Origin of the sequence: Sphingomonas yabuuchiae, from assembly GCF_001477495.1 — a bacterium.
GTDB classification, from domain to species: domain Bacteria; phylum Pseudomonadota; class Alphaproteobacteria; order Sphingomonadales; family Sphingomonadaceae; genus Sphingomonas; species Sphingomonas yabuuchiae_A.
Genome location: NZ_LDTF01000033.1, coordinates 13,773 through 27,277 on the forward strand (window position 1 = coordinate 13,773; position 13,505 = coordinate 27,277).

General features: G+C 65.6%; 9 protein-coding genes. 4 read left to right on the forward strand and 5 right to left on the reverse strand.

Translation table 11 applies throughout. The features are described 5' to 3' along the window. Positions 1 to 286: 286 nt before the first annotated feature. From NS355_RS07890 to NS355_RS07910, 5 genes are all read right to left on the reverse strand, one after another. Positions 287 to 2,284, reverse strand: coding sequence for an acetyl-CoA carboxylase biotin carboxylase subunit (locus tag NS355_RS07890; RefSeq protein WP_058745208.1), 1,998 nt, complete (start codon positions 2,282 to 2,284; stop codon positions 287 to 289). Positions 2,285 to 2,434: 150 nt separating this feature from the next. Further along, positions 2,435 to 3,448, reverse strand: coding sequence for a biotin synthase BioB (bioB, locus tag NS355_RS07895; protein WP_058745215.1), 1,014 nt, complete (start codon positions 3,446 to 3,448; stop codon positions 2,435 to 2,437). Between the two features lie 14 nt (positions 3,449 to 3,462). Continuing rightward, entirely contained in the window at positions 3,463 to 5,727 is a 2,265-nt protein-coding gene (gene scpA / locus NS355_RS07900) for a methylmalonyl-CoA mutase (protein WP_058745209.1), read from the reverse strand. Continuing rightward, positions 5,708 to 7,234, reverse strand: a complete 1,527-nt coding sequence (locus NS355_RS07905; protein ID WP_058745210.1) for an acyl-CoA carboxylase subunit beta — start codon at positions 7,232 to 7,234, stop codon at positions 5,708 to 5,710. Before NS355_RS07905 ends, scpA begins: the two co-directional genes overlap by 20 nt. A 2-nt stretch (positions 7,235 to 7,236) precedes the next feature. Further along, entirely contained in the window at positions 7,237 to 8,652 is a 1,416-nt protein-coding gene (locus NS355_RS07910) for an aldehyde dehydrogenase family protein (protein ID WP_058745216.1), read from the reverse strand. 207 nt (positions 8,653 to 8,859) lie between these two features. On the opposite strand from NS355_RS07910, the gene NS355_RS07915 reads away from it, so the two are divergent. From NS355_RS07915 to NS355_RS07930, 4 genes are all read left to right on the forward strand, one after another. After that, positions 8,860 to 11,148, forward strand: coding sequence for a TonB-dependent receptor (locus NS355_RS07915; protein WP_058745211.1), 2,289 nt, complete (start codon positions 8,860 to 8,862; stop codon positions 11,146 to 11,148). 1 nt (position 11,149) lies between these two features. After that, entirely contained in the window at positions 11,150 to 12,379 is a 1,230-nt protein-coding gene (locus NS355_RS07920; protein ID WP_058745212.1) for a cytochrome P450, read from the forward strand. A 12-nt stretch (positions 12,380 to 12,391) separates the two neighbouring features. Next, positions 12,392 to 13,252, forward strand: a complete 861-nt coding sequence (locus tag NS355_RS07925; protein WP_244489599.1) for a helix-turn-helix domain-containing protein — start codon at positions 12,392 to 12,394, stop codon at positions 13,250 to 13,252. A gap of 13 nt (positions 13,253 to 13,265) precedes the next feature. Further along, positions 13,266 to 13,505, forward strand: a 240-nt coding sequence (locus NS355_RS07930; RefSeq protein ID WP_153008129.1) for an alcohol dehydrogenase catalytic domain-containing protein, incomplete at its 3' end; no start/stop codon positions are given.

Here is a 13,505-nt window from a genome sequence, read left to right on the forward strand (position 1 = left end):
TACTCGCGGCATCGGCTACCTCCAACCTGAACGAATGCCGGATCCTGGTAAGCAGGCGGGAAGCTGCGATTGTCCGCTTCTGGGTCATTCAAGCCGCCTTCGGTTATCCGCTGCGTAGCACTCCAGCACTTGTTTACGTGTGCCCCCTGCTGTACCCCTCAATGTGCAACTCGCTGATAGGCGGGTTGCGCGGTGACGCAAAATCAATGACTTAGCGCGCGGAGAAAATAGGTCAGGAATCCTGTCTTCTTATCGGTGCCATTTGTTTAAGCATCATTCCTGAATTTCACTCCAGCTCCAAAATCACCGCATCCACTGCAAGACTGTCGCCGGTCTTGGCGGCGATGGTCTTGACGGTGCCGGTCTTGGCGGCGCGGAGGATGTTTTCCATCTTCATGGCCTCGACGACGGCGAGGGGCTGGCCTGCCTCGACCTTGTCGCCCTCGGCGACGTCGAGGCGGACGAGCAGGCCGGGCATCGGCGCGATGAGGAATCTGGACAGGTCGGGCGGCACCTTTTCGATGAGGTGCCGAGCATAGGCCGCCGCGCGGGCGGGGAGGACGCGGACCGTGTGGCTGGCCCCGCGCGTGGTCAGCTTGAAGCCGGTGCGGGTCTTGGCGATGCGGACGTGGAGCGTCTCGCCGTCCTCGTTCTCCACCGCGATCATCCGGTCGCCGGGCGTATAGGCGATGGCGAGGTCCAGCTCGGTGCCATCGACGCTGATCCCGTCGGTCGAGACGTTCACCGCATGGTCCGCTCCCCCGATCCGCACCGTCCAGTCGGCGGGCGGTTGCAGGCGGTGGCCGAGTTGCCCGTCGATGCGGCGGGCGCGGTCGGCCTCGGCGGTGGCGGCGAAGGCGGCGACGGCGGCGAGGGTCTTGGTCAGTTCGGCGGAGGCCGGCGCGCCCTGGAAGCCCTCGGGATATTCCTCGGCAATGAAGCCGGTCGACAGCGCGCCGGAGCGGAAGCGCGGGTGCTGCATCAGCGCGGAGACGAAGTCGATATTGGTCCCCGGCCCGACGATCTCGAACGCGTCGAGTGCTGCGATCTGCGCGTCGATCGCGGCTTCGCGGGTCGGCGCCCAGGTGACCAGCTTGGCGATCATCGGATCGTAGAACATGCTGACCTCGCCGCCCTCGGCCACGCCGTCGTCGACGCGGACGCGCACCGCCTCGTCGGCATGTTCGGCGGGCGGGTTGTAGCGCACCAGCCGCCCGGTCGAGGGCAGGAAGCCGCGATACGGGTCCTCGGCATAGACCCGGTTCTCGATCGCCCAGCCGGTCAGCGTCACCTCGTCCTGAGTGAAGGCGAGGGGTTCACCGGCGGCGACGCGGATCATCTGCTCGACCAGATCGAGGCCGGTAATCTCCTCGGTCACCGGATGCTCGACCTGGAGCCGGGTGTTCATCTCGAGGAAGTAGAAGCTCTTGCCGCTCGTATCCGCACCCGACACGATCAGCTCGACGGTGCCTGCCGAATAATAGCCGACCGCGCGCGCAAGAGCGACCGCCTGCTCGCCCATGGCGCGGCGCATTGCGGGCGTGACGAAGGGCGACGGGGCTTCCTCGACCACCTTCTGGTGGCGGCGCTGGACCGAGCATTCGCGCTCGCCGAGATAGACGATGTTGCCATGTTGGTCGCCCAGCACCTGGATTTCGATATGGCGCGGGGATTCGATGAACTTCTCGATGAAGACACGGTCGTCGCCGAAGCTGGCCAGCCCTTCGCGCTTGGTCGCCTCGAAGCCCTCGCGAACGTCCGCCTCGGACCAGGCCAGCCGCATGCCCTTGCCGCCGCCACCGGCCGACGCCTTCATCATGACGGGAAAGCCGATGTTGGAGGCGATGCGCACCGCTTCCTCGGTATCGGCGATCTCGCCCAGATAGCCGGGGACGACATTGACGCCTGCGGCCTTGGCCAGCTTCTTCGATTCGATCTTGTCGCCCATCGCCGCGATGGCGTTCGGCGGCGGGCCGATAAAGGCGACCCCCGCCTCGGCACAGGCGCGCGCGAAGCTCTCGCGTTCCGACAGGAAGCCATAGCCGGGATGGATGGCATCCGCGCCGGTCGCCTTCGCCGCGGCAAGGATCAGTTCGGCCTTGAGATAGCTTTCGGCGGCGGGCGCGGGGCCGAGGCGCACCGCTTCATCGGCCAGCCGGACATGCGGCGCGCCCGCATCGGCGTCCGAATAGACCGCGACGGTGGCGATGCCCATCGCGCGGGCGGTGCGGATCACCCGGCACGCGATTTCCCCGCGATTGGCGATCAGAATCTTCTGGAACACGGGGATACCTCTCCTTTTATGTCGTTGGTCCGTGTCTGCCTGTTCCCCGGCGAAGGCCGGGGTCCAGTGTCTTCATGGCCGGTGGCGCGCCATCTTAAGCTTACCGCCACTGGATCCCGGCCTTCGCCGGGGAACAGGGCGGTGAGAAGGTCACTCCGCCGCGACCCGCATCGGCTCGGCGCCTTCCATCGGCTTCAGGCCCAGCTTGGCGAACAGCGCGGCATCGGCATCGTCGCCCGCATTGCCCGCGGTCAGCAGCTTGTCGCCGGTGAAGATCGAGTTCGCCCCCGCCAGGAAGCACAAAGCCTGGGTCGCCGCCGACATGCTTTCGCGGCCCGCCGACAGGCGGACCATGCTCATCGGCATGGTGATGCGCGCGACTGCGACGGTGCGGACGAACTCGATATCGTCGATCCGCGCCAGCGGCGTATCGGCCAGCATGTCGCCCAGCACCGTGCCCTTGACCGGGACCAGCGCGTTGACCGGCACGCTTTCGGGGTGGCGCGGCAGGGTGGCGAGCGCATGGACGAAGCCCACCCGGTCGCCGCGCGTCTCGCCCATGCCGACGATCCCGCCGCAGCACACCGAAATCCCCGCCTCACGCACGTTGGACAGCGTCGCCAGCCGGTCCTCGAAGCAGCGCGTGGTGATGACGTTGGCGTAGTTCTCTGGCGAAGTGTCGATATTGTGGTTGTAATAGTCGAGGCCCGCCTCGGCCAGCCGCTGCGCCTGGGGGGCGTCGAGCATCCCCAGCGTCATGCAGGTCTCCAGCCCCATGGCCTTCACTCCCTCGACCATGGCGACGACCTTGTCCATGTCGCGCTCCTTGGGGCTGCGCCAGGCCGCGCCCATGCAGAAACGCTGCGACCCCGCCGCCTTGGCCTCCGCCGCCGCTGTCAGGACGGCCTGAACGTCCATCAGCTTTTCGGCCTTCACGTCGCTCTCCGCCGAGGCGCTCTGCGAGCAGTAACCGCAATCCTCGGGGCAGCCGCCGGTCTTGATCGAGCAGAGCGTGCACAGCTGCACCTCGTCCGCCGCATGATGTGCGCGGTGCACTTCCGCTGCACGGAACAGCAGCTCGGGGAAGGGCAGGTCGAACAGCGCGGCGATCTCGGCGCGGGTCCAGTCGGTGCGCATGGCTGCCAGCGCGGTCGTCGTCGTCATCACGTCGTGTCCTGTCATTCGCCCGTCTCGGGCGGCATATTATGGCCCAGCAGCCTCAGCACATCCTCGGCCGCTTTCACAAGATTGGTGCCGGGGCCGAAAATCGCCTGCACCCCGGCATCGTAGAGCGCCTGATAGTCCTGCGCGGGAATAACGCCACCCGCGATGACCTTGATATCGGCGCGGCCCGCATCGCGAAGGTGACCGATCAGTTCGGGAATGAGGGTCTTGTGCCCCGCCGCCAGGCTGGACACGCCGACGACATCGACGTCGCGGGCCAGCGCCAGTTGCGCGGCTTCCTCCGGCGTCTGGAACAGTGCGCCGGGCACGACCTCGAACCCCAGGTCGCCGAACATCGAGGAGACGAGGTTCGCGCCCCGGTCATGGCCGTCCTGGCCCATCTTGGCGACGAAGAGCCGGGGCTTGCGACCCAGGCGGCGCTCGACCGCCTCGACGCCGCGGATCAGGCGCGCCCAGCGTTCGTCCTCGGCATAAGCGCCGCCATACACGCCGGACACCGGGGTCGGCTGGGTGCCATAGCGGCCGAACGCATCCTCCAGCGCCGAGGAAATCTCGCCCAGGGTCGCGCGGGCGCGGGCGGCTTCGACGGCCAGCGCAAGCAGGTTCGTCCCCATTCCTCCCCCGGCGGGGGAGGTGGCAGCGGCGTCAGCCGCTGACGGAGGGGTGTCCCCCCTCTCGGGCGTCGACACCCCTCCGTCATCGCTGCGCGATGCCACCTCCCCTTGCAGGGGAGGAATTTTGGCGGCGCTACGCAACGCATCGAGCGCAGCTTGGGTCGCCGCTTCGTCGCGCGCGGCCTTTACGGCCGCGATCCGCGCCACCTGCCCTGCGCGCACCGCGTGATTGTCGATATCCAGGATCTCGACCGGCGCTTCGTCGGCCAGCCGGTATGTGTTGACCCCGACGATCACATCCTCGCCACGATCGACCCTGGCCGCGCGCGCCGCGCTCGCTTCCTCGATCATCGCCTTGGGCCAGCCCGAAGCGACCGCCTTGGCCATGCCGCCCTCGGCCTCGATCCGCTCGATCAGCTCCCAGGCACCATCGACCAGGCTCTGGGTCAGGCTCTCGACATAATAGCTGCCGCCCAGCGGATCGACGACCTTCGTCATCCCCGTTTCCTCCTGCAACACGATCTGCGTGTTGCGCGCAATCCGGGCGGAGAAGTCGGTCGGCAGCGCGATCGCTTCATCGAGCGCATTGGTGTGCAACGACTGGGTGCCGCCCAGCATCGCGGCCATCGCCTCGATCGTCGTGCGGATGACGTTGTTATACGGGTCCTGCTCAGTCAGCGACACGCCGCTCGTCTGGCAATGGGTGCGCAGCATCTTCGACCGTTCGTCCTTCGCGCCCAGCTGCGTCATCGCCCGGTGCCACAGCACGCGCGCCGCGCGGAGCTTGGCGACCTCCATGAAGAAGTTCATGCCGATCGCAAAGAAGAAGGACAGGCGGCCGGCGAATGTGTCGATGTCGAGGCCCGAGGCCACGCCATATTTCACATATTCCATGCCGTCGGCGATGGTGAAGGCCAGCTCCTGGAGCTGCGTCGCCCCGGCCTCCTGCATGTGATAGCCCGAGATCGAGATGCTGTTGAACCTGGGCATCTCGGCCGACGTATAGGCGAAGATGTCCGAGATGATCCGCATGCTCGGCTCGGGCGGATAGATATAGGTGTTGCGGACCATGAACTCCTTGAGGATGTCGTTCTGGATGGTCCCTTCCAGCTTGGAGCAGTGAACGCCCTGTTCCTCGGCGGCCACGATGAAGAAGGCCAGAACCGGGATCACCGCGCCGTTCATCGTCATCGAGACCGACATGGCATCGAGCGGGATGCCGTCGAACAGGATCTTCATATCCTCGACCGTATCGATCGCGACACCGGCCTTGCCCACGTCGCCGGTCACGCGCGGGTGGTCGCTGTCGTAACCCCGGTGCGTTGCCAGATCGAAGGCGACCGACAGCCCTTTTTGCCCCGCCGCCAGATTGCGGCGATAAAAGGCGTTGGATTCCTCGGCGGTGGAGAAGCCCGCATATTGCCGGATCGTCCAGGGCCGCCCCGCATACATGCTCGCGCGCACGCCGCGCGTGAACGGTGCGAAGCCCGGCAGGCCGGGGTCCTCGCCCACATCGGCGGCGGTGTAGAGCGGCTTGACCGTGATCCCCTCCGGCGTCTGCCAGTCGAGGTCACGCCCCTTCACCTCGCGCGCGGCAAGCGCCTCCCAGTCGGATAGTGTGGGCTCAGAGCGGCAGGTTGTCATGCTTTTTCCATGGGTTCGCGAGGTCCTTGTTGCGCAGCTTGCGCAGGCCCAGCGCGATCCGCCTGCGGGTCGAGTGCGGCTGGATCACCTCGTCCACGAAACCCTTGCTCGCCGCCACGAACGGGTTGGCAAAGCGGGCCTCGTACTCCGCCGTCCGCTCGGCGATCTCCTCCGGCGTCTTGCCGCGGAAGATGATCTCGACCGCGCCTTTCGCACCCATCACCGCGATCTCGGCGGTCGGCCAGGCATAGTTGAGGTCGCCGCGCAGATGCTTGGACGCCATCACGTCGTACGCGCCGCCATAAGCCTTGCGGGTGATGACGGTGATCTTGGGCACCGTCGCCTCGGCATAGGCGAAGAGCAGTTTCGCGCCATGCTTGATGATGCCGTTATGCTCCTGCGCGGTGCCGGGCAGGAAGCCGGGCACGTCGACAAAGGTCACGATGGGAATATCGAACGCATCGCAGAAGCGCACGAAGCGCGCCGCCTTGCGGCTGGCATTGATGTCGAGCACCCCCGCCAGCACCATCGGCTGGTTGGCGACGAAGCCGACCGTGCGTCCCTCGATCCGGCCGAAGCCGGTGATGATGTTGGCGCCGTGGGCAGGCTGCACCTCGAAGAAATCGCCCTCGTCGACCACCTTCGACAGCAGCTCGTGCATGTCGTACGGCTGGTTGGCGCTGGCCGGGATCAGCGTGTCGAGGCTTTCCTCGATGCGGTCCCAGGCGTCGGCGGTCGGCCGCTCCGGCACGCCTTCGCGGTTGTTGGCGGGCAGGAAGTCGATGAAGTCGCGCGCTGCCAGCAGCGCCTCGATATCGTTCTCGAACGCCACGTCGGCGACGCCGGTCCTGGTGGTGTGCGTCACCGCGCCGCCCAGCGCTTCCTGGGTCACGACCTCGTTGGTCACCGTCTTCACCACATCGGGGCCGGTGACGAACATGTAGCTCGAATCCTTCACCATGAAGATGAAGTCGGTCATCGCCGGGCTGTACACTGCGCCGCCCGCGCACGGTCCCATGATGAGCGAAAGCTGCGGCACCACCCCGCTCGCCAGCACATTGCGCTGGAACACCTCGGCATAGCCGCCAAGGCTGGCCACGCCCTCCTGGATGCGCGCGCCGCCGCTGTCGTTCAGGCCGATGACGGGCGCGCCGACCTTCATCGCCATGTCCATGATCTTGCAGATCTTCTGCGCATGGCGCTCCGACAGCGAGCCGCCGAAGACGGTGAAATCCTGGCTGAACACGAACACCAGCCGCCCGTTGATCGTGCCACTGCCGGTCACCACGCCGTCGCCGGGGATGACCTGTTCGGTCATGCCGAAGTCGGTGCAGTTATGCTCGACGAACATATCGAGTTCCTCGAAGCTGCCCTCGTCGAGCAGCACGTCGAGCCGCTCGCGCGCGGTCAGCTTGCCCTTGGCGTGCTGCGCCGCCACGCGCTTCTCGCCACCACCGGCGCGCGCGCGCTCGCGGCGGCGTTCCAGTTCGATAGAATTCGAGCCCATCGTCAACGCCGCCGGGTGATGGTCTGGGAATTGGTATATTCCATCAGGCCCTCGGTGCCGCCTTCGACGCCAAGCCCCGACTGCTTCATGCCCCCAAAGGCGGCGAACGGCGTGAGGTGCTGGGTCTCGTTGATCCAGACGGTGCCGCTGGCGATCCGGGCAGCGAGATCCATGGCGGCGTCCGGATTGCCCGTCCAGATCGAGGCGCCGAGGCCATATTCGCTGGCATTCACCCGCTCGATCACCTCGTCCACGTCATCGAAGCGGAGGAGGGGGAGGATGGGACCGAACTGCTCTTCCTGAACGATGCGGCTATCCTCGGGCGGGTTGTCGAGGATGGTGATGGGGACGAAATAGCCGGGCGTGTCGGCCGCCTCGCCGCCGAGCAGGAAGCGATAGCCCTTGTCGCGCGCGTCGCGGATGAGGTCGAGGACGCGCTCATATTGCAGGTGGTTGTTGATCGGGCCAAGCCGTACGCCCTGTTGCGCCCCGTCGCCAATTTGCACCGTTCGTGCATAGGCGACGAGCGCCTCCTTCAGCGGTTCGTACACGTCGCGGTGGACATACATGCGCTTGGTCGCGATGCAGATCTGCCCGTTATTGGTGAAGGCCGCCCAGAACAGCTGCTCCGCCAGCACCTCGACATCCGCGTCGGGCAGGACAATTGCGGCGTCGTTGCCCCCCAGCTCCAGTGTAACGCGCTTCAGCGTGGCCGAGGCGCTTTGCATGACCCGCCGCCCGGTCGCGGTCGATCCGGTGAAGCTGACCTTGTCGATGCCTGGATGCTCGGTCAGCCACGGGCCGAGGCTGTCGCCGCCGGTCACGACGTTCAGCACACCGGGGGGCAGGATCGTCGCGGCCAGTTCGCCGAACTTCAGCGTCGTCAGCGGCGTGAAGGGGGAGGGCTTCAGGACCAGCGTGTTGCCCGCGAGTAGAGCCGGGCCAACCTTGAATATCGCTAGCACCATCGGGAAGTTCCACGGCGCGATGGCGCCGACCACGCCGATCGGAACGCGGCGCGTTTCGCTATAACGGTCTGCGGAGTCCTCGTTGACCGTCACCGGCAGGTCGAGCGTCGCGGCACCTTTCAGCCAGAGCCCGGCGCCCATCACCTCGTTAAAGGCATCGGCATGGGGCTTGCCCTGCTCGGCGGTGAGGAGACGCTTGAAGTCCTCCGCATGGGCGATCACCGCGTCACCGAGCTTGTCGATCAGCGCGCGGCGCTCGGCGATGGGGGTGGCGGCCCAGCCGGGAAAGGCGGTGCGGGCAGCGATCACGGCGGAGTCGAGATGGTCACGCGTCGCGTCCGGGGCTTGGGCCAGCACTTGCTCGGTCGCCGGGTTGAGTACGTCGAACAGGCTGTCCGAGGACACCGGCTTGCCGCCGATCGTCATGTGGAACGACGTATCGAAGTCCATCTCGCTCTCCATATCCGGCGGTGCCATCCATTGCGGCCCGCTCTGTCGTGAAACGGGCGCTATCAGATCGTGCGCAAGGAACGCATGGCCTCCGCAAGAAATGTCAAAAAGCGCGACAGGTCCATGCAAAGCCGCCTGACCGGACCTGATCTACACATAGTCCAGCAAGAGGCCGTCACAGAGTCTCTGCGAATATAGGAGAGGGCTATGAGGGCCAGGATCAGCGCGGCGCTGCTTGCCAGCGCGGCATTCGCGTTCCCGTTCGCGGCACAGGCGCAAAGCGCCGACGCGGGGCAGGGCACGCCACCCACCACCGACGCAACGCCCCAGGCGGATACTGCCACACCCATACAGGACGGCGTATCGTCGGGGGATATCATCGTGACCGCGCAGCGGCGCGCCCAGTCGATCCTGACCGTTCCCATCGCCATCTCGGCGATTGGCGGCGATGCGCTGGTGACCAAGGGCATCACCAACTCTGCCAACCTGGCGGTGGCGGTGCCGAACCTGCAAGTCAGCAGCCCTTATGGCCAGACCCAGCCCAACTTTTCGTTGCGCGGGATTAGCGTCGCGAACGAATACAATTCCAATCAGGCGTCACCGATCGGCGTCTATATCGACGACGTCTATCTCGCCAGCCGCACGGCGCATGGCATGGGCCTGTTCGATCTGGACCGCGTGGAGGTGCTGCGCGGGCCGCAGGGCACGTTGTTCGGTCGCAACACGACGGGCGGCGCGATCAACTTCATCACCAAGGCGCCGAGCCTGCACGGCAATGAAGGCTATGCCGAAGCGGGCTACGGCAATTTCAACACCTTCACCGCGCAAGCCGCAGTCGAGGCGACGATGGTCGAGGACCAATTGGGCGTCCGCATCGCGGGCAATTACGCGAAAGGCGACGGGCAGATCCATAATGTCTATCCCGGCGGGCGCGACGGCAATTCGCAGGACACGTTGCAGGGGCGGATGTCGCTGCGCATCCGGCCCGGCAATGGCCCGCTCGACATCAAGTTGAAGGTCTATGGCGGACGCGATCAGGGCAGCCAGGCCGCGATCCATGGCTTGGGGGCCTTCCGCAGCGGGCTGGGCTTCTTCGAGACCAATGAGAACCGGATCGGGCTGAACCGAACCGAGGCCTATGGCGGATCGGCGACCATCGCCTATGATGTGTCGCCGACCGTCGTCTTCACGTCGATCACGTCGCGCGATGGCGGCAAGCAGAATTTGCAGCAGGCCGCTGACGGATCGCCGCTCGACATTCTCGACATCAACTGGCGGTCGAGCTTCCAGCAGTTCAGCGAGGAGGCTCGGTTCAACTACAACGGCACCCGGCTGAAGCTGGTGGGCGGCGGCTTCTATGGCTGGGACGAGGTGATTACCGATAATCGCTTCAACATCGGCCAGGCGATCGCGCCGACGGTCAATGGCGGATTCTTCCAGCATTATCGCCAGGTTCGCCGGTCCTATGCCGTCTTCGCGCAGGGCGATTACGACCTGACCGAGCGGCTGAGCCTGACCCTGGGTGCGCGCTATACCTGGGATCGCAGCCAGTATCGCGACGGCTATGCGTATCTGTTCGCGGGCGATATCGGCGGGCCGGAGACGCCGCTGGCGACCACGGTGCCCTGCGCCGGAGTGCCGGGAACGTGCCCTTACAATCCCAATGCCCGGTTCGCCCTGAATGGTCGCAACAATGCACTGACCGGTCGGGTTTCGCTGAACTACACGTTCGAGGGCGGTACGCTGATCTATGCCAGCTATAATCGCGGCTATCGCTCGGGCGCGTTCAATGGCGGCGGCTACACCTCATCGGCAGGCATCAACTATATCGCGCCGGAACGGGTGAATGCCTATGAAGTGGGCCTGAAGGGGCGCTATTTCGACAATGCGCTGACCCTGACCATGTCGGGCTTCTATTATGACTATATCAACCAGCAGGTGCAGGACACCCGGCCCGGCCCGGTGTCCTTCCTGGTCAACGCGCCGAAGGCCGAGGTGTACGGCGTCGAGGGCGAGGCGCGGTGGCGGCTGACCCCGGCGGTGACGATCAACGCGTCGGCGGGCTATCTTCATGCGACCTACAAGGAACTGACGCTTCAGAATACCCGGCTGGACGGCAACGACCTGCCCTTCGCGCCGCGCTTCACCGCGCAGGGCGGGGTGGACCTGACGCTGTTCAAGGACGGCAATAACGGCCTGACGGTCTCGCCCAGCGTCGCCTATTTCTCGCGCCAGTACTTTTCGCCGTTCAACGGTATCAACGCGATCGGCACCGGGCAGCAGAACAGCGAGTTGCAGCAAAAGGGTTTCGCCAAGGTCAATCTGACCGCTGCGCTGACCACCGGCCGTTTCACCATCAAGGCGTTCGCCACCAACCTGCTGAACGCCAGGACCTATGCTTACGGGCTCGACCTGCGCGGGGCGGGCTTTCCCTACAACTTCCTTGTTCCCGCCGCACCGCGCACCTTCGGCGGCTCTGTCCGGGTGGCATTCTGACATGGCGACGATCACGACCCCTGACCTGAAGGACCCCGGCCTCTATGAGGCGGGGGTTCCCTGGGACCTGTTCGCGGCGTTGCGCCGCGACGATCCGGTGCACTGGAACCCGGAGACGGATGGCGCGGGCTTCTGGTCCGTCATGCGTCATGCCGATATCGTGGAGGTGTCGCGCCAGCCCCTGCTATTCTCCTCGGCGCACGAGAATGGCGGGCACCGCATCTTCAACGAGAATGAAGTCGGGCTGACTGGTGCGGGCGCGTCCGCCATCGGCATCCCCTTCATCTCGCGCGATCCGCCGATCCACACCCGCTATCGCAAGTTCATCATGCCCGCGCTGTCGCCGGGCCGGCTGGGTGATATCGAAACGCGTATCCGCGAGCGGGCGACGAAGCTGATCGACGCGATCCCGCTGAACGAAGCGGTGAACGTCGTGCCGCTACTGTCGGCTCCACTGCCGCTGATGACGCTGGCCGAACTGCTGGGCGTGTCGATCGACCTCTGGCCCAAACTCTACGACTGGACCAATGCGTTTGTCGGCGAGGACGATCCAGAGTTCCGCCAGAGTCCCGAGGCGATGGCGGCTACGCTGGGCGAGTTCTTCGCCTTCGGGCAGGAACTGTTCGAGGCGCGACGTGCGGAGCCGACCTCCGACATTGCCTCGCTGCTCGCCAATGCGGAGATCGACGGGCAACCGGTGCCGTTCCGCGACTTCATCGGCAATCTGATCCTGGTGCTGGTCGGCGGCAACGAGACGACGCGCAACTCGCTAAGCCATAGCATCGTCGCCCTGTCGCGGAACCCGGACCAGTGGAAGACCATCCGGCAAGATCGCGACGTGCTGAAGACCGCGACGCCGGAGATGGTCCGCTATGCCAGCCCGGTCATGCATATGCGCCGCACCGCGATGGACGATACGGTCGTCGGTGGCCAACGTATCGCCAAGGGCGACAAGGTCGTCCTCTGGTACATTTCCGCCAATCGCGACGAGACGGTGTTTCCCGAGGCCGACCGCTTCCTCGTCACCCGCAAGGGCGCTCAGCATGTCGGTTTCGGGTCGGGACAGCATGTCTGCGTCGGCTCGCGGCTGGCGGAAATGCAGCTGCGGGTCGCGTTCGACTTGCTGGCGGATCGTGTTACATCTTTCGAAGTGCAAGCACCGCCGCGACGGTTCCGGTCGAACTTCATCAACGGCCTTAAGAACCTCGACGTCATCATGCGGGCTGTATGAGGAGAGATGGACGTGGCAGAGCTTTCGCCCAGCAATGAGAAGATCATCGCCAACACGCTCGGCCGCGCGCCGGATCGCAGCGTCAATCTGGGCTCATGGCAGTTCGCCCGGTGGAGGCAGTTCATCGGCAGTTATGAATTACCCGCTCTCGTCGATCCCGTCTTCGTCGTGCATGTCGGTGGCAAGCCCGACACGCGGCTCTGGGAAGCCGACCAGTGGAGCCATTCCCGCTCCATTCCGGGATGCGCCACCATCGTGCCCGCCGGGTGCAGCACCGGCTGGCGGATCGACGGGGAGCTGGATGTCGTCACCGTCTCGGTTCCTATGGATCAATTGCAGGACCAGCGCGCGGTTGCGCGGTTTCGGGAGATGCGCTTCGCCTTTGCCGATCCTCTGGGCATCGCGCTGACACGGCAGATACTTAGCGAACTCTATGCCGAGCAGACGGTCGAGCGAACCGCCTATATCGGCACGCTGCTCGACGCGCTGAAGATGCATACGCTGCGCAGTTCGCCGCCGAGCGGCGAGGGCGCGTTTCCCAGCGCAGACTTCTCCGCCTATCGCATCCACCAGATCATGAACGACATTCTCGGGCGGCCCGAGGAGGATCACAGCCTGGAAGCCCTGGCCGCGCAGGCGGGGCTGACACCGTCGCATTTCTGCCGTGTGTTCAAGCGGGCGACGGGCGTGACGCCGCACCAATATGTGATGAAAGCCCGGCTGGATCGCGCCCGCGACCTGCTGGGCCAGTCCGACCTTTCCATCGCGCAGGTGGCGGAGATGACCGGTTTTACCAGCCAGAGCCACTTCACCCGCGCCTTTCGCCAATATGCCGGGGACACGCCCAGCGGCTGGCGCCACACCCTTCAATAGATCGAGGTCATTCATGCAGACCATTGCCGCCGTTGCCCGCGAACCCAAGGGCGATTTTACCCTGGAGACCGTCGAGATCGAGGAGCCACGCGCGGGTGAGGTCCGGGTCAGGATCGCCGGGGTGGGACTTTGTCACACCGACCTGATCTTTCGCGACCAGTTCGTGCCCTATCCTTTGCCCGCCGTACTTGGCCATGAGGGCGCGGGGGTTATCGAGGCGGTGGGGCCGGGGGTCGAGGGGCTGGCGGTCGGC

Excerpts from the sequence above, each read along its gene's own strand:
- NS355_RS07920 (WP_058745212.1), top strand. The coding sequence starts at position 11,150 with ATGGCGACGATCACGACCCCTGACCTGAAGGACCCCGGCCTCTATGAG.
- bioB (WP_058745215.1), bottom strand. The coding sequence starts at position 3,448 with ATGACGACGACGACCGCGCTGGCAGCCATGCGCACCGACTGGACCCGC.
- scpA (WP_058745209.1), bottom strand. The coding sequence starts at position 5,727 with ATGACAACCTGCCGCTCTGAGCCCACACTATCCGACTGGGAGGCGCTT.
- NS355_RS07915 (WP_058745211.1), top strand. The coding sequence starts at position 8,860 with ATGAGGGCCAGGATCAGCGCGGCGCTGCTTGCCAGCGCGGCATTCGCG.
- NS355_RS07910 (WP_058745216.1), bottom strand. The coding sequence starts at position 8,652 with ATGGACTTCGATACGTCGTTCCACATGACGATCGGCGGCAAGCCGGTG.
- NS355_RS07905 (WP_058745210.1), bottom strand. The coding sequence starts at position 7,234 with ATGGGCTCGAATTCTATCGAACTGGAACGCCGCCGCGAGCGCGCGCGC.